Here is a 15508-nt window from a genome sequence, read left to right as displayed (position 1 = left end):
CACCATGGCTATCTGGCTCAACAAGGACAGCAAGGTCATCGTCCAGGGCATGACCGGTGCCACCGGCATGAAGCACACCAAGCTCATGCTCGGCGACGGCACCGAGGTCGTGGGCGGCGTGAACCCGCGCAAGGCGGGGCAGACCGTGGACTTCGACGGCACCGAGGTACCCGTGTTCGGCACGGTCGCCGAGGCCATCGAGAAGACCGGCGCGAACGTCTCGGTCATCTTCGTGCCCGAGAAGTTCACTAAGGACGCGGTCGTCGAGGCGATCGACGCCGAGATCCCGCTGGCCGTCGTGATCACCGAGGGCATCGCCGTGCACGACACGGCCGCCTTCTGGGCGTACGCCGGCAAGAAGGGCAACAAGACCCGCATCATCGGCCCGAACTGCCCCGGCATCATCACGCCGGGCCAGTCGAACGTCGGCATCATCCCGGGCGACATCACGAAGCCGGGCCGCATCGGCCTGGTCTCGAAGTCCGGCACGCTGACGTACCAGATGATGTACGAGCTGCGTGACATCGGCTTCTCGACCGCCGTCGGCATCGGTGGCGACCCGATCATCGGCACCACGCACATCGACGCCCTGGCCGCGTTCCAGGACGACCCCGACACCGACCTGATCGTGATGATCGGTGAGATCGGTGGCGACGCCGAGGAGCGCGCGGCCGCGTTCATCAAGGAGAACGTGACCAAGCCGGTCGTCGGCTACGTCGCGGGCTTCACCGCGCCCGAGGGCAAGACCATGGGCCACGCCGGCGCCATCGTCTCCGGTTCGTCCGGCACCGCCCAGGCGAAGAAGGAGGCCCTGGAGGCCGCGGGCGTCAAGGTCGGCAAGACCCCGACCGAGACCGCCAAGCTGGCGCGGGAGATCCTCTCCGCCTGATCGCCTGATCGCCTGATCGCCTGATCGCCTGATCGCCTGATCGCCTGATCGGCCGATCGGCCGGTCATCGGCACACCGGTGGGCCCGGTCCCTTCTCGTGGGGGACCGGGCCCACCGGCGTTCCCGCAGGTCAACCGGGCCCGCGTCACCAGGCCCGCGTCATCCGAACCGCGTCACCCGGCCCGCGTCACCCGGTCGTGTCACCCCGGCTCCGGCGCCAGCCGCTGCGGCCCGTTGGCCTGTTCCCGGTGCAGCTTGGCGCGCAGATTCTGCTCCGTCTTCGACAGCGGGCCCATGGCCGGGGCAACGGGCACACCGCGTACCGCCTGGGCGGGGGCGATGGGGGCCTCGTAGTGCGTCGGGGCCGAGCGCAGGGTCAGCCCCGTCGCGCCGATGATGGCGACGGTGAAGGCGATGGCGGCGCGCGTCCAGAAGACGTTGCGGCGCTCGCCGACGGTGCGGACGGTGGTGGGGGCGTCCGCGCGCAGCCGTTCCGTGGAGGCCAGTTCGGTCAGCCGCCGGTGCAGCGCGGCGGGGTCGGCCAGTTCCGGGACGCACGCGGCGACGGCCTCGCGGGCGCGGGTCAGCCGCCCCGCCGCGGCCGGGGTGCTGGCCTCCGTCTCGGCGGCCAGCTCGGGGAGGTCCAGGCCGACGCCGTCGTAGAGGACGAGGGTGCGCCGGTACGACGGCGGGAGGCTCAGCAGCGCGTCCAGCAGGGCGCGGTCGGCCGGGTCGGCGGGCGGGGGCTCGGGGGTGCGGTAGCGGGGGCGGAAGCGGTGCCAGGGGGAGACGGCGTACTCGTACGCGGTCGCCCGCACCCAGCCGCCGGGGTCGCGGTCCCGGGCCACCTCGGGCCAGCGCTGCCAGGCGAGCTGGAAGGCGCGCTCGACGGCCTCGCGGGCCAGTTCGCGGCGGCCGGTGAGGAGGTAGGCCTGGCGGACGAGCGCGGGGGCACAGAACGCGTACAGCGCATCGAACGCCTGATCGGGTGTCAGGGGCGGCGGCTCGGGGCTTCTCGGTGGGGGAGGGCCCGCGGGGGACGCCTGACCCGCCGTCGGCTCGGCGAGGTCGGCCAGGTCGGCGAGCAGGCGGGCGTACGCCTCGTGGCGCGGGCCGCTCGGAGTGCTCCGGCCGCGTTCCCAGGCGCGTACGGTCGCCCGGCTGACGCCGAGTCGCCTGGCGACCTGAGCCTGTGTCAGTGCGCGGCTCTCGCGCAGGCGTCGGCGTTCGTCCGGTGGTGGCAGCGGACCGGCGTAAGTCTGCGTCACGGCTCACCCCTCTGCGTGAAAAAGCACATAAACACATCTTGGGCGACACTTCGGAGGTTCGCCTGTTACGCCGGGAAAGCGCGTGTCGTTGGGAGCATGTCGACGTGATCCTGCCGACCGATCGCCCCTCGGCGTCCCTGCCGTCGTCCCTGTCGTCGTCCCTGCGAACCCGGTTGCGCGACCGTTCACCCGGCCTGGGCGCGAGCCTCGCGGGCGGCGCGCTCGCGGCCGGGCTCGGACTCGCCGCGTGTGCCGCGCTGGTGATGGTGCTGTGGGTCAGCTCGCCGTATCCCGACAGCGGTCCGGGCGGCGCCCTGCACGTCGCCGCCGCGCTCTGGCTGCTGGCCCACGGCGCCGAACTCCTGCGCGCGGACACGCTCTCCGGTGCCCCGCAGCCGGTGGGCCTCACCCCGTTGCTGCTGCTCGCGCTGCCGGTGTGGCTGCTGCACCGGGCGGCGCGGGACGCGGTGGACGCACCCGATGCCTCCGCTGTCTCCGCTGTCTCCGGTGCCCCGGGCATCCCGGACGGACCCGCCAGGTCCGGCACCACCGGCACCATCGGCACCACCGGCTCGTCCGGCACCCCCGACACCCCACCCCCCGTCCCCGCCCGCACCGCGTGGACCGGCGTCGTCCTCGGCTACCTCGGCGTCGCCACGGCCGTCGCCCTCTACGGCTCCGGCGGTGAACTCCGCCTGTCCTGGCCCTGGGTGACGGCCTGTCTCCCACCGGTCGCCGCCGCTGCCGCCGCGTCCGGGGTCTGGTCGGCGTACGGCAGACCGCTCGGCCCGCTGCCGGGGCCCGTGCGGGGCCTGTGCGCAGGGGCCGAGGCGCGGGCCCGGCTGCGTACGGCCCTGCGCGCGGCCGTGGCCGGTGCGGCCGTGCTGACCGGCGGCGGGGCGCTGCTGCTCGGCGTCTCGCTGGTGGGGCACGGCGACGCGGCGCGGGTGTCCTTCACCCAGCTCACGGAGGGCTGGACCGGCCGGTCCACCGTGCTGCTGCTCGCGGTCTCGCTGATCCCCAACGCGGCCGTGTGGGCGGCCTCCTACGCCCTCGGCCCCGGCTTCACCCTCGGTTCCGGCCACCTGGTGCATCCGCTGCTCTCCGACCCGGCGCCGCTCCTGCCCCCGTTCCCGCTCCTGGCCGCCGTGCCCGACCCGGGCCCGGGTACCCCGCTGAACTGGGCGGCGGCCGCGGTGCCCGTGGCCGCCGGGGTGACCGTCGGCTGGTTCGTGGCCCGCGGGGCCACCCGGCGCGGAGAAGCGGCCACGCGCTGGCCGGCCCTGCACACCACCGGGGTACTCGCGCTCGCGGCCCTGCTCTGCGCGGGCACGCTGGCCCTGCTCGCCGCGCTGTCGGGCGGCCCGCTGGGCGTCGGCGCGCTGGCCGACTTCGGCCCGGTGTGGTGGCTGACGGGGCCCGCGGCGGGCCTGTGGGTCCTGGTCACGGGGCTGCCGGTGGCCTGGACGGTACGGGCCTGGCGGCTGCGCGGCACCCGGAAGCGGGGCGAGGCCGTCGCTCGGGCGGAAGACCCGCAGCGGCCGCTCGCCGGGTCACGGGAGGCGGCCATCGCACAGCCGCCGCAGCAGCCCGAGCCCCCCGCCGAGGAGCTGTACGACTTCCTCGACGCGGACGCCCCCTTCGCCTCGGACTGGTCCGACGCCCTCACCGGCGCGAGCCCGAAGCCTCCGCCCGAGCCCCGGACCGAGTAGCCCGGCTCAGCTCCTGCCCGACCCCAGAACGCCCCGCAGCTCCTTCGGCAGGTGGGTGTCGCAGGACTGCCTCGCCTGGCCCGTCAGGGCGTCGTTCACGCACGTGTAGTAGTCGCGGTAGACGATTTTGACGGCGAAGAGCGAGGCGGTCAGGCAGAGGGCCAGGGCCGCGGCGATCATGCCGCCGATCGCGGCCGTCGCCTGGGGGCGGCCGCTCGGGGGCGGCTGCGCGGCGGCGGGGGCGTCCGGGTCCGGGGTGCGGGGCTTGGCGCGCAGGGAGCTGCCGCCCCAGTACAGGGCGAGGGCGCCCAGGAGCAGCGAGACGTACGACCAGCCCAGGAGCACGAAGAAGACGGCCCACATGCCGGCCAGGAGCGCGTAGCGCGCGCGGCGCTGGGCCGGGTCGTTCAGGTCCCAGCGCTTCTTGTCCTGTCCGTCGCCGGGCCGCTCGGGACCGCTGCCGGGGCGCTCGCCGAAGCCGCCCGGGGCGCGGCCGGGCTGCCGGTCGCTCCACTGGCTGCCCCAGGGCGAGTGCTGCCCCTGGCCGGAACCCTGGGGACGGCCGCCCCACGGCGACCCCTGCCCCTCGCCGGAATCCGATCCCTCCGGGTGACGGGGGCGCCACGGCTGGTCGGGGCTGCCCTCGGGCGGGGGCGCGAACGGGTTGTCGTCCTGCCGGCCGTCGCCCCGGTCACCGCCGTCGCCGCCCGTCGGCGCCTCGGGCGGCGTGGAGGGCCGCTCCCGCAGCAACGTGAAGCCGCGCTCGGGCAGCACGGATCCGCGCTCGCCTCCCAGGTCCGGACGCGGCGGGAACGTGAGGAGTCGCGGGCTGCGATCGGGCATCAAAGGAGCGTCTTCCCCTAGGTCATGACGTGGGCCACTGCTGAAGGCCGTGACGGCTGTCCGGCGTGAGCTTCCGTCCCGTGAACGCACCGCGCCACCACGGCGTTCCCGAGCCGGTCCGGTGCGAACGCTACCTTCCGGCCACGCCCCCGTCCCGTGGGGGCCGTCCGGAGTGCCGGTATCGTTGCTGGCGACCGGCCGCTTCGTAGACTTCCCCGTATCCGGGGGCGCGAAGCATTCGTACGACCGCACAAACGCGACCGTACGGTCCGGCCGGACACATCGCCGTCCCGAGAACCGTCCCGAGAAAGGGCCCCATCGTGGCCGCCACCCCCGCCGGTCCAGCGGCCAAGCGCCTGGTCGTGCTGGTCTCCGGCTCCGGAACCAACCTCCAGGCCCTGCTGGACGAGATCGAGCGCGTCGGAGCGGAGGCGTACGGCGCCCGGGTCGTCGCCGTCGGGGCCGACCGCGACGGCATCGAGGGACTGGCCCGCGCCGAGCGCGCCGGGCTGCCCACCTTCGTGTGCCGGGTGAAGGACCACGGGAGCCGTGCGGAGTGGGACGCGGCGCTGGCCGAGGCGGTCGCCGCCTTCGAGCCCGACCTCGTGATCTCCGCCGGGTTCATGAAGATCGTCGGCAAGGAGTTCCTGACCCGGTTCGGCGGGCGGTTCGTCAACACCCACCCGGCGCTGCTGCCGAGCTTTCCCGGGGCCCACGGTGTGCGCGACGCGCTCGCGTACGGCGCCAAGGTCACCGGCTGCACCGTCCACTTCGTCGACGACGGCGTCGACACCGGGCCGATCATCGCGCAGGGCGTGGTCGAGGTCCGGGACGAGGACGACGAGAGCGCTCTGCACGAGCGCATCAAGGACGTCGAGCGAAGGCTGCTCGTCGAGGTCGTGGGCCGGCTCGCCCGCCACGGCCATCGCATTGAGGGACGAAAGGTAGTTATCCAGTGACCGCCACCGCCGAGAGCACCAAGCGGCCCCTTCGCCGGGCGCTCGTCAGCGTCTACGACAAGACCGGCCTCGAAGACCTCGCGCGCGGACTGCACGAGGCCGGTGTGGAGCTGGTCTCCACCGGCTCCACGGCGGCCCGCATCGCCGCCGCGGGCGTCCCCGTCACCAAGGTGGAGGAGCTGACCGGCTTCCCCGAGTGCCTGGACGGCCGGGTCAAGACCCTGCACCCCAAGGTGCACGCGGGCATCCTCGCCGACCTGCGCCTGGACTCCCACCGCGAGCAGCTGGACGAGCTGGGCGTCGCGCCGTTCGACCTCGTCGTCGTCAACCTCTACCCGTTCCGGGAGACGGTCGCCTCCGGCGCCTCGCCCGACGAGTGCGTGGAGCAGATCGACATCGGCGGCCCCTCGATGGTCCGCGCCGCCGCCAAGAACCACCCGTCCGTGGCCGTGGTCACCAGCCCCGAGCGGTACGCCGACGTGCTCGCCGCCGCGCAGGAGGGCGGCTTCGACCTCGCCGCCCGCAAGCGCCTGGCCGCCGAGGCGTTCCGCCACACCGCCGCCTACGACGTGGCCGTGGCCGACTGGTTCGCCACCGAGTACGCCCCGGTGGACGACTCCCCGTTCCCCGACTTCCTCGGCGCCACCTGGGACCGCGCGCACACCCTGCGCTACGGCGAGAACCCGCACCAGCCCGCCGCGCTGTACGTCGAGCCGGGCGCCGAGGGGCTCGCGCAGGCCGAGCAGCTGCACGGCAAGGAGATGTCGTACAACAACTACACGGACACGGACGCCGCACGCCGTGCCGCGTACGACCACGACGAGCCCTGTGTCGCGATCATCAAGCACGCCAACCCGTGCGGCATCGCGGTCGGCGCGGACGTGGCCGAGGCGCACCGCAAGGCGCACGCCTGCGACCCGCTGTCCGCGTTCGGCGGGGTCATCGCGGTGAACCGGCCGGTCAGCAAGGAGCTGGCCGAGCAGGTCGCGGAGATCTTCACCGAGGTCATCGTGGCGCCGGACTACGAGGAGGGCGCGCTTGAGGCCCTGACGCGGAAGAAGAACATCCGCGTGCTGAAGGCCCCGCACGCCCCTGCCTCCCGGGTCGAGGTCAAGCCGATCGACGGCGGTGTACTGGTCCAGGAGACCGACCGGCTCCAGGCCGACGGCGACGACCCGGCGAACTGGACCCTGGCCAGCGGTGAGGCGCTCTCCGCCGAGGAACTGGCCGAGCTGGCCTTCGCCTGGCGGGCCTGCCGCGCGGTGAAGTCCAACGCGATCCTGCTCGCCAAGGGCGGCGCCTCGGTCGGCGTCGGCATGGGCCAGGTCAACCGCGTCGACTCCTGCAAGCTGGCGGTCGAGCGGGCGGGCGAGGAGCGGGCGCGCGGCGCCTTCGCGGCCTCCGACGCGTTCTTCCCCTTCCCCGACGGGCCCGAGATCCTGATCGGCGCCGGGGTCCGCGCGATCGTGCAGCCCGGCGGCTCGATCCGCGACGAGCAGGTCGTGGAGGCCGCGAAGAAGGCGGGCGTGACGATGTACTTCACCGGGACGCGCCACTTCTTCCACTGAGTTCCGCCGAGCGGGCATACGCCGAGGGCCGTGTCCCACCCGATCCGGGTGGGACACGGCCCTCGGCCGTGAGCTGTGTGCTCAGTCCTGTGCTCAGTCCTTGTGCACGACCAGGGTGGTCGCGACCTTGTCGTGCCAGCCCTGCTGGCGGCCCGAGTTGTCCCAGAAGGGGGACAGGTAGACGAGGATCTGGCCGAGGCCGCAGCTGACGTAGCCCGCGGCGGTCGGGATGATCCAGCGCAGGAAGGACTTGAGCAGACCGGGCTTCTGGCCGGTGTCGGCCCGCACGACGCGGATGCCGACGGCCAGCTTGCCGAGGGTCGCGCCGACCAGGCCGACCATCAGCCACTCGTAGAGCAGGGTCGCGAGGCCGAACAGGAGCGCGATGGGAAGAATCTTGCTCATCATTCCCGTGCTGGCGTCGTTCATGCAGGTGTCGTACGTGGTCGAGGCCGGGTCGCAGTCCTGGACCGAGTTGGCGAAGCTCGCGATGCCGGCGCTCACCAGGATGATGTAGATCACGAACATGATCGCGAAGTCGATCGCGCGGGCGCCGAAGCGGCGGCCCATCGAGGCGAGCCGGGGGCCGGGGCCGCCGGGCTGGCCGAAACCGGGCTGCTGCGGGTAGCCGTAGCCCGGCTGGGGCGGCATGCCGGCGTCCTGCGGGTAGCCGTACTGCGGCGGCACGCCCTGCGGGGCCTGGGGGTAGCCGGGCTGCTGCGGCTGGCCGTAGCCCTGCTGGGGGTCCTGGGGCTGGCCGTACGGGTTGTTGGGCGAGCCGAAACTCATGGCTGGATTTCCTCCGTTGACCTTGCGGGGACGACGCGGAAGGCACGGAGGAATGACACGTTATGAGCGGTTAGCCCCCCACCGGACCGCGGCTTGTGCGCCATTCATCGTTGTGGAGGCGCAAGATCTTGTCCACCTAGATTCGCTATGTGTTGTGCAAGTGCAACATCAACGATCATCAGCGGACATCCCGGGGCGTGCGGGACGTGCGGGACGCCACTCCGCGAAGGGCCACCCGGATTGGAACCCGGGGCCCGTCATCCGGGAGGATGGGGGTATGACCGCCCAGATTCTCGATGGCAAGGCCACCGCAGCCGCGATCAAGTCCGATCTGACCGCCCGCGTGGCGGCGCTGAAGGAGAAGGGAATCACGCCCGGCCTCGGAACCGTCCTGGTCGGGGAGGACCCCGGCAGCCAGAAGTACGTCGCGGGCAAGCACCGCGACTGCGCGCAGGTCGGCATCGCCTCCATCCAGCGTGAACTGCCCGCCACCGCCACCCAGGAGGAGATCGAGGCGGTCGTCCGCGAGCTGAACGAGGACCCGGCCTGCACCGGCTACATCGTCCAGCTCCCGCTGCCCAAGGGCATCGACGAGAACCGCATCCTGGAACTCATGGACCCGGAGAAGGACGCCGACGGCCTCCACCCGACCAACCTCGGCCGCCTCGTCCTCAACGAGCCCGCGCCCCTGCCCTGCACCCCCAACGGCGTCCTCACCCTGCTGCGCCGCTACGGCGTCGAGACCAAGGGTGCCGAGGTCGTGGTCGTCGGCCGCGGTGTGACCATCGGCCGCTCGATGCCGCTGCTGCTCACCCGGCGCAGCGAGAACGCCACGGTGACCCAGTGCCACACCGGCACCCGTGACCTGGCCGCCCACCTCAAGCGGGCCGACATCGTCATCGCCGCCGCGGGCTCCCCGCACCTGATCCGCGCCGAGGACATCAAGCCCGGTGCGGCCGTCCTCGACGTGGGCGTCTCCCGCAACGCCGAGGGCAAGATCGTCGGCGACGTCCACCCGGACGTGGCCGAGGTGGCCGCGTGGATCTCCCCCAACCCCGGCGGCGTGGGCCCGATGACCCGTGCCCAGCTGCTGGTCAACGTGGTCGAGGCGGCGGAGCGCAGTGCCGGCTGACGACGTGCGCGAGGACCGCGAGAACACGGGGACCCGCGAGGAGGCCGGGACGGTGCGGACGCAGGCCGAGAGCGCCCCTGCGGGCGGATCCCGCAAGCGCCGCTTCCCGCTGTTCACCAAGGACACCGCCCGCCCCGAGGGCGGTGGCCGGGCCGCCCCCGGCGACGCCCCGGCGCCCGCCCGGCAGTGGCCCATGCTCGTCGTGCTGTCCCTGGTCGGGCTCGGTCTGCTGCTGACCGCGTTCGACCTGGTCCGCGTCGGCACCCTGCTGATCGGCCTCGCGCTGCTGACCAGCGCGGTGCTGCGCTGGCTGCTGCCCGGTGTCGGCATGCTGGCGGTCCGCTCGCGGTTCACGGACATCGTGACCTACGGCATCCTCGGCCTCTCGATCACCCTGCTGGCGCTGATGGTCCAGCCGAAGCCCCTGCTGGTGATCCCGTTCCTCAAGGACGCGCTGCACTTCACGGTGTCCAAGTAGCGCTGTCCGTAGGGCGGTTGCGGCCCGCAGCGGCCCCTGTGGCCATTGCGGCCCGCGATGGCCGATGGGCTCGCCCCCTCCCCCGGCCGGGGGCGAGCCGCCGGGATTCAGCCTGGCCCGGCCCGGCGCGGCTGTTCAACGCCTGTCCGTCGGCTGTGGCACGGAGGTGACGGTTCCGCTACGGCTCCGCGCCCTGGGCTCCGCCGGTTCCGGGGCAGTTCGGGGGTAACGGCGCGAACACCCCGTAGCGGCCGTGGAACCGGGCTAACGTGGTGAAGGTGCGTGAAGGCGCCCATCGGGGTTGCCCCGTGGGCGGGGGGCGGGGCGCGCGCGACGGAGCGCGGCCCACGGGCGGATGCTTCCGTGCGCCCCCGGAAGGGGAACTGGGGTCCTCCGGTGGCGCATCCCTGTGGATGAACGGGCGACCGGACGCACCGGGCGGATCGACGGGGACCGTCCGGTTCCGGGCGCGGCCGTGGGGAGACGGCCTTCGCCGGGGGACGAGTGTGGGGGGAAGTGGCATGCCTCGTTGGAAACCGCTGCCGGACGATCTCGATCCGCAGATACGGGAGTTCACCGGTCAGTTGCGGCGGATCGTCGACCGGGGCGGGCTCGGTGTCGCGGCCCTCGCCGACCGCACCGGCTACAGCAGAACGTCCTGGGAGCGCTACCTCGGCGGCCGCCTCCTCGCCCCGCTCGGCGCGGTCGTCGCCCTCGCCGAGGCCACCGACACCAGCCCGGTCCACCTCACCACCATGTGGGAACTGGCCGAACGCGCCTGGAGCCGCGCGGAGTCCCGCCACGACCGCACGATGGAGCAGATCAGGATCACGCAGGCGCGGGCGGCGCTGGGGGAGGCCCCGGCGCCGGGTGGCCCGGGCGGCACCGTCCAGGTGCCGGGGCCGGGCGAGACGGTCACCGACGCCGTTCCGGCGCCGGGCGGCTTCGGCCCGGCTCCCGCACCGGGCCGTAAAGGCGAGGGCGACGCCTCCGCGCCGGGTGGTACGAGTGGGGGTGACACCTCCGCACCGGGCGGCCCCGGCGCGGCTTCGGCGCCCGACGGTACGCCGCACGGGGGCAAGGCGGCCGGGGTTGCCGGACCGGCGGGTGTGGTGCCGTCGATTCCCGTCCAGCCGACCGCGGCCGACATGGACCGCGATGCCGCGACGGCCGAGGACACCGGCCGTGCCCGGCGTACGACGCTCTTCGCCGCCGGGGCCGCCGTCGTCCTGGTCGTCATCGGGGCGGTCCTGCTGTTCACCGGGCGGGACACCGGCGGCGACCGGCCCGGCACCGCCGCCCACAACTCGCCCTCGGCGGAGGCCAGTACGCCTCAGGTACTGCCGTCGGGCGTGCGGTGCGCCGGGGCCTCCTGCGCCGGGAAGGACGCCGAGGCCATGGGGTGCAGCGGGGGCCGGGTGGCGACGGTGAGCAACGCGGTCGTCGGGGCCGTCAGGCTGGAGGTGCGCTACAGCCGGATCTGCGGCGCGGCATGGGGGCGTATCACCGGGGCCGCGCCGGGGGACCAGGTGCGCGTGCTCGTCGGCGGCACCCGGCCGGGCGCGGTCACCAGGGCCGGGGAGACCATCGCGTACACCCCCATGGTGGCCGTGGAGAAGGCGTCCGGCGTCCGGGCCTGCGCGACCCTGGCGGCCGGGCGGACGGCCTGTACGAACCCGGCGAAGTAGGCGGAGGGGCCGCGTGCTCCGAATGAATTCCGGCTCACCCGGCATGGTCCGCCGGAACCCGGGCACTCGCACGAGTACCCCCCACGGGAGACCGGTGACGGCCGGTACCCCCGCCGGCGGCCGCCTTCGTTCACCTCTCCCGGACGGGCGGCCGCCTCAAACTTCTCGGGGGCGGGCCGGGGCGGCCGGTGCGGCCCGGGGCGGTTCAGGCCCGGCTCCGGGCCGACTCCGGGCCAACTCTGCGCCGGGGAAACCGCCCTGTGGGGTGAGCCACAGGGCCCCGGCCGTCCGGGATGCCGGATGCGCGATAGCCTGACCGCTGGATCTCTCTTGACGCCAAGAGATCGATCATCCACCCGGGGCAGGGACGCCCCACCGCCAGCTGTCATACGGAGAACGCCATGACCCGCACTCCCGTGAACGTCACCGTCACCGGCGCGGCCGGCCAGATCGGTTACGCCCTGCTCTTCCGCATCGCCTCCGGGCAGCTGCTCGGCGCGGACGTGCCGGTCAACCTGCGCCTGCTGGAGATCACCCCGGCGCTGAAGGCGGCCGAGGGCACGGCCATGGAGCTGGACGACTGCGCGTTCCCGCTGCTGAACGGCATCACCATCACCGACGACCCGAACGTGGCCTTCGACGGCGCCAACGTCGCCCTCCTCGTCGGTGCCCGCCCCCGCACCAAGGGCATGGAGCGCGGCGACCTCCTGGAGGCCAACGGCGGCATCTTCAAGCCGCAGGGCAAGGCCATCAACGACCACGCCGCGGACGACATCAAGGTCCTCGTCGTCGGCAACCCGGCCAACACCAACGCCCTGATCGCCCAGGCCGCCGCCCCGGACGTACCGGCCGAGCGCTTCACCGCGATGACCCGCCTCGACCACAACCGCGCGCTGACCCAGCTCGCGAAGAAGACGGGCGTGCCCGTCTCCGAGATCAAGCGCCTGACGATCTGGGGCAACCACTCCGCCACCCAGTACCCCGACATCTTCCACGCCACGGTCGCGGGCAAGAACGCCGCCGAGGTCGTCAACGACGAGCAGTGGCTGGCCGACGACTTCATCCCGACCGTCGCCAAGCGCGGTGCCGCGATCATCGAGGCCCGTGGCGCCTCCTCGGCCGCCTCCGCCGCCAACGCCGCCATCGACCACGTGTACACGTGGGTCAACGGCACCGCCGAGGGCAACTGGACCTCCATGGGCATCCCGTCGGACGGCTCCTACGGCGTCCCCGAGGGCCTCATCTCCTCCTTCCCGGTCACCACCAAGGACGGCCAGTACGAGATCGTCCAGGGCCTGGACATCAACGAGTTCTCCCGCGCCCGCATCGACGCCTCGGTGCAGGAGCTGGCGGAGGAGCGCGACGCGGTCCGCGCCCTCGGCCTCATCTGAGCCGTACCCGTGAGCTGAAGGGCCCCTCCGGGCTTACCGGAGGGGCCCTTTCACCTGTACGACGCCTACGACGCCTACTCCATGCCCCGCTTGCCCGGCGTCCAGAACGGCTTCGTCAGCACCGAGCGCCGGTCCCAGCCCGCGTCCCGCAGCACATGCCGTACCGCCTGCACGGTGCGCGCCTCACCGGCGACGTACGCCACTCCGCCGGGCGCGGGGGACAGCCGGCCCACCGCCTCGGCCAGCGGGATCTCGCCGCGCAGCACCCACTCGATCCGGCCCGCGTGGGCCAGCGGCAGCCGGTCGCCCACCGTGTCCGTCTCCACGCAGCCCGAGACCCGCGCCCCGGTGGGCAGCGCGGCGAGCATCGCGCCGAAGGCGACGGACGCGGTCTCGTCACCGACGAAGACATGGTGCGCGGCGTCCGCGCGCAGCGTGAACGAGCCCTCCGGCTTGCCGAGCCACACCTCGGCGCCGACCGCCGCCTCGCGGGCCCACCGCGCGCCCGGACCGTCGCCGGGGTGGTCGAGGACGCACAACTCCAGGGCGCCGGTGGGCTCGTAGCGCCACACCGAGTACGTGCGGCGGGTCAGCGCCGTGCCCACCAGAACCCGCACCTGCTGCCCCGGCAGCACCTCCAGACCGGCCAGCGCCTCGCCCTCGATGCGCAGGCGCCGCATCCGGGAGGTGAACCGTTCCACGGCGGTGACGGTGCCCCGGAGCATCAGCAGATCGAGAACGGGATTCAGCAGCGCGGCCATGCACGCCTCCTTGAAGTGCGACAACTCGGCCGAAAAGAACCCGAGTTGATCATCGGTGGGGGGTGGAGGGCGATGCTACGCGCTCCCTTTCCGGCGCCGTCGCCGGGAGGGGTCGCTTACGACCGCCGAGCAAAACGGGTGCCGTCGTCCCGGCCGCACCTCTATCCTCGGGGTCCGTCCGTCGGCCCACTGACAGGGGTCGCGCGTCACCACTTTCGGGGGAGTGGCATGAGCGCCGCACAGGTGCCGGAGCAGAGCCGGACCACGTCCGCGGGGGCGCCGCCCGCGCTTCCGGGCACGCCGCCGTACGCCAGCGAGGCGACCCGGCTGCTGTGCGCGGGGGTGTATCTGGACTCCGGCTACCGCGACCGCGTCATCGAGGAACTCCACGTCAACGAACAGCGCTTCGTGGCGCCGTCGTTCGGTTTCGACGCGGCGCGGGTCCTCGCCCACGCGCTGCGCGCCCGGCAGCTGGAGCTCCAGTGGGCCGGGGCGATCCTCGGGCTCTGGCTGGTGGGGATTCCGCTCAGCGGGGGCATGCTCGCGCTCGTCCTGTGGCCCAGCATCATGCTCGCGGCCGCCCCCGCGATCCGCGGCAGGGCCGCGCAGCCGCCGCTGTACCGCGTGGGTCTGGCGTTCCTCGTCCGCTGGTGGGGCCGTGTGTACTTCGCGGTGCTGCTCGCCCTGACGGTCGCCGCCGCGTTCGGCGCCGGGTCGGACAGCGGGCCGTCCCACGATTCCTACGACCCGTACGGTTCCACGGTCTCCTCGGGCGACCTCTTCGACGGGCTGATCGCGTTCGTCCAGCCCCTGAACGCGTGGCTCACGCTCGTCCTGCTCGCGCTCATCGCGGGATGCGTGCACCTCCAGCGCACCCAGCTCAGCCGGGCGCTCGCCGCCGAACTCTCTCCGCAGCGTTTCGCGGACGCCGCGGGCGACCCCGCCGAGCGGACCGGGAACCCGCGCCTCCAGCGGATCAGGCAGCGCATCCGGCTGGAGCAGCACGCGCCGCTGGTCCTGTACAACGAGGCCCGTCCCTTCTGCGGGGCCGGAGCGGCGTACGACACCTGGGTCCTCGCCGTGGAGCTGAAGCCGGACGAGCTGAAGAAGCGGCAGCCGCTCAGCAACCGCGCGATCCTGGACAAGATCCGGCCGCTGCTCGAACAGCTGCGGATTCCCGCGGAGTACGCGGGCCCCGCGGTGCGTGACCGGCTGCGGCGGATGGAGGTCGACGAGTGCGTGTTCCTCCCCGCGGAGGGGCTGCTCGCCCGTGACCAGGCGCCGTACACCGAGCAGGCCTTCGAGGAGCACCGGGCGCACGCCGTCGAGGAGGGCGCCGAGAAGCGGCGGCACTTCCTGCGGGTGCGTGTCGGCGGCTGGGAGGAGGAGCTGGTCGTCACGGTCTTCGTGCGCGTGCACACCCAGGGCCGGATGCTGGTGCTGGAGATCGCTCCGCATGTACTGACGCCGGTGCGCGAGGAGTTCAAGGACGCCGACCGTACGGCCCACCGGTTCCGCAACAACAACGCGTTCGGCAAGGCCGCCACCGCCCTCGTCCTGATGCCGGGCTCGGCGGGCCGCGCGCTGGCCCAGCTCGGCCGGGGCCTGGTGTACGTCTGGCGGCTGCTGACCGGCGGCCACTCGGGCGCCCTGCCCGACGGCCCCGCCCTCTCCGTGCGCGAACTCGGCTCCCGGCCCGACGGCTCCCTCTTCCAGGAGATGGACGTGGCCCGCTACCTCAAGGTCGTGCAGGACCGTGTCGCGGGCGGGGTACGTTCCGCGCTCGCCGAATCCGGTTACGAGACCGGTGAGTTCGTCCAGAAGGTCGTCAACATCAGCAACGGCGACGTGAACATCGGGCGCGTGGAGGGCAGCACGTTCGCCGTCGGCAGCCACGCGTCCGCCTCCGGCGCGGTCGCGGGTGGTCCGGTGCCGAAGAAGGGAACCGACGGTCATGTCCGGTGACGAGCCGAGGGCCCGTTCCGGCGACGCGATCGCGGGCAGCCCGGTGTCGAAGAAGGGAACCCACA

Annotated in this window: 13 protein-coding genes; 9 read left to right on the top strand and 4 right to left on the bottom strand. The window is 73.3% G+C overall.

The genetic code is table 11. The features are described from left to right. Nucleotides 1-4: 4 nt before the first annotated feature. On the top strand, nucleotides 5-889 hold the full coding sequence (gene sucD / locus AB0E91_RS07420; RefSeq protein ID WP_361776596.1) for a succinate--CoA ligase subunit alpha: 885 nt from the start codon (nucleotides 5-7) through the stop codon (nucleotides 887-889). Between the two features lie 200 nt (nucleotides 890-1089). Here sucD and AB0E91_RS07415 read toward each other — a convergent pair whose 3' ends face one another. Next, entirely contained in the window at nucleotides 1090-2157 is a 1068-nt protein-coding gene (locus AB0E91_RS07415) for a helix-turn-helix domain-containing protein (RefSeq protein WP_361776593.1), read from the bottom strand. 107 nt (nucleotides 2158-2264) lie between these two features. Here AB0E91_RS07415 and AB0E91_RS07410 point away from each other — a divergent pair, with 107 nt between their 5' ends. Next, the gene (locus tag AB0E91_RS07410; RefSeq protein ID WP_361777360.1) at nucleotides 2265-3869 is read left to right on the top strand and encodes a DUF6350 family protein; all 1605 of its coding nucleotides are present in this window, start codon (nucleotides 2265-2267) and stop codon (nucleotides 3867-3869) included. Between the two features lie 6 nt (nucleotides 3870-3875). Here the strand turns inward: AB0E91_RS07410 and AB0E91_RS07405 are convergent, their stop codons facing one another. Further along, nucleotides 3876-4712, bottom strand: a complete 837-nt coding sequence (locus AB0E91_RS07405) for a hypothetical protein (RefSeq protein WP_361776590.1) — start codon at nucleotides 4710-4712, stop codon at nucleotides 3876-3878. 320 nt (nucleotides 4713-5032) lie between these two features. Here AB0E91_RS07405 and purN point away from each other — a divergent pair, with 320 nt between their 5' ends. Beyond that, nucleotides 5033-5671 carry a phosphoribosylglycinamide formyltransferase gene (gene purN / locus AB0E91_RS07400; protein ID WP_361776587.1) on the top strand — a complete coding sequence of 213 codons (639 nt, stop codon included), beginning with the start codon at nucleotides 5033-5035 and terminating at the stop codon, nucleotides 5669-5671. Beyond that, nucleotides 5668-7239 carry a bifunctional phosphoribosylaminoimidazolecarboxamide formyltransferase/IMP cyclohydrolase gene (gene purH, locus AB0E91_RS07395; protein ID WP_361776584.1) on the top strand — a complete coding sequence of 524 codons (1572 nt, stop codon included), beginning with the start codon at nucleotides 5668-5670 and terminating at the stop codon, nucleotides 7237-7239. The genes purN and purH overlap by 4 nt, the downstream gene beginning before the upstream one ends. A 93-nt stretch (nucleotides 7240-7332) precedes the next feature. Here purH and AB0E91_RS07390 read toward each other — a convergent pair whose 3' ends face one another. Further along, the gene (locus AB0E91_RS07390) at nucleotides 7333-8028 is read right to left on the bottom strand and encodes an RDD family protein (RefSeq protein ID WP_361776581.1); all 696 of its coding nucleotides are present in this window, start codon (nucleotides 8026-8028) and stop codon (nucleotides 7333-7335) included. Nucleotides 8029-8305: 277 nt separating this feature from the next. Here AB0E91_RS07390 and AB0E91_RS07385 point away from each other — a divergent pair, with 277 nt between their 5' ends. The 4 genes from AB0E91_RS07385 (at nucleotide 8306) to AB0E91_RS07370 (ending at nucleotide 12717) form a co-directional block, all read left to right on the top strand. Next, nucleotides 8306-9160 carry a bifunctional methylenetetrahydrofolate dehydrogenase/methenyltetrahydrofolate cyclohydrolase gene (locus tag AB0E91_RS07385; protein ID WP_018544005.1) on the top strand — a complete coding sequence of 285 codons (855 nt, stop codon included), beginning with the start codon at nucleotides 8306-8308 and terminating at the stop codon, nucleotides 9158-9160. Between the two features lie 52 nt (nucleotides 9161-9212). Continuing rightward, nucleotides 9213-9638, top strand: coding sequence for a DUF3017 domain-containing protein (locus AB0E91_RS07380; protein WP_361777357.1), 426 nt, complete (start codon nucleotides 9213-9215; stop codon nucleotides 9636-9638). A gap of 521 nt (nucleotides 9639-10159) precedes the next feature. After that, nucleotides 10160-11326, top strand: coding sequence for a DUF2690 domain-containing protein (locus tag AB0E91_RS07375; protein WP_361776577.1), 1167 nt, complete (start codon nucleotides 10160-10162; stop codon nucleotides 11324-11326). Nucleotides 11327-11727: 401 nt separating this feature from the next. Next, entirely contained in the window at nucleotides 11728-12717 is a 990-nt protein-coding gene (locus tag AB0E91_RS07370) for a malate dehydrogenase (protein ID WP_361776574.1), read from the top strand. Between the two features lie 74 nt (nucleotides 12718-12791). On the opposite strand, the gene AB0E91_RS07365 is transcribed toward AB0E91_RS07370, so the two are convergent. Beyond that, a complete protein-coding gene (locus AB0E91_RS07365; RefSeq protein ID WP_361776571.1) occupies nucleotides 12792-13478 on the bottom strand; it encodes a siderophore-interacting protein in 687 nt (228 codons plus the stop codon). A gap of 228 nt (nucleotides 13479-13706) precedes the next feature. On the opposite strand from AB0E91_RS07365, the gene AB0E91_RS07360 reads away from it, so the two are divergent. Continuing rightward, entirely contained in the window at nucleotides 13707-15443 is a 1737-nt protein-coding gene (locus AB0E91_RS07360; RefSeq protein WP_361776568.1) for a hypothetical protein, read from the top strand. Nucleotides 15444-15508: the final 65 nt, after the last annotated feature.

It is taken from the genome of Streptomyces sp. NPDC026659, assembly GCF_040638245.1.
Lineage (GTDB): Bacteria > Actinomycetota > Actinomycetes > Streptomycetales > Streptomycetaceae > Streptomyces.
Note: the sequence above shows the minus strand (reverse complement) of the source record. Positions and strands in the feature narration are given on the sequence as shown.

Coding starts and splice junctions, on each gene's coding strand:
- AB0E91_RS07385 (WP_018544005.1), top strand. CDS start 8,306: ATGACCGCCCAGATTCTCGATGGCAAGGCCACCGCAGCCGCGATCAAG.
- AB0E91_RS07370 (WP_361776574.1), top strand. CDS start 11,728: ATGACCCGCACTCCCGTGAACGTCACCGTCACCGGCGCGGCCGGCCAG.
- AB0E91_RS07405 (WP_361776590.1), bottom strand. CDS start 4,712: ATGCCCGATCGCAGCCCGCGACTCCTCACGTTCCCGCCGCGTCCGGAC.
- AB0E91_RS07375 (WP_361776577.1), top strand. CDS start 10,160: ATGCCTCGTTGGAAACCGCTGCCGGACGATCTCGATCCGCAGATACGG.
- sucD (WP_361776596.1), top strand. CDS start 5: ATGGCTATCTGGCTCAACAAGGACAGCAAGGTCATCGTCCAGGGCATG.
- AB0E91_RS07390 (WP_361776581.1), bottom strand. CDS start 8,028: ATGAGTTTCGGCTCGCCCAACAACCCGTACGGCCAGCCCCAGGACCCC.
- AB0E91_RS07365 (WP_361776571.1), bottom strand. CDS start 13,478: ATGGCCGCGCTGCTGAATCCCGTTCTCGATCTGCTGATGCTCCGGGGC.
- AB0E91_RS07360 (WP_361776568.1), top strand. CDS start 13,707: ATGAGCGCCGCACAGGTGCCGGAGCAGAGCCGGACCACGTCCGCGGGG.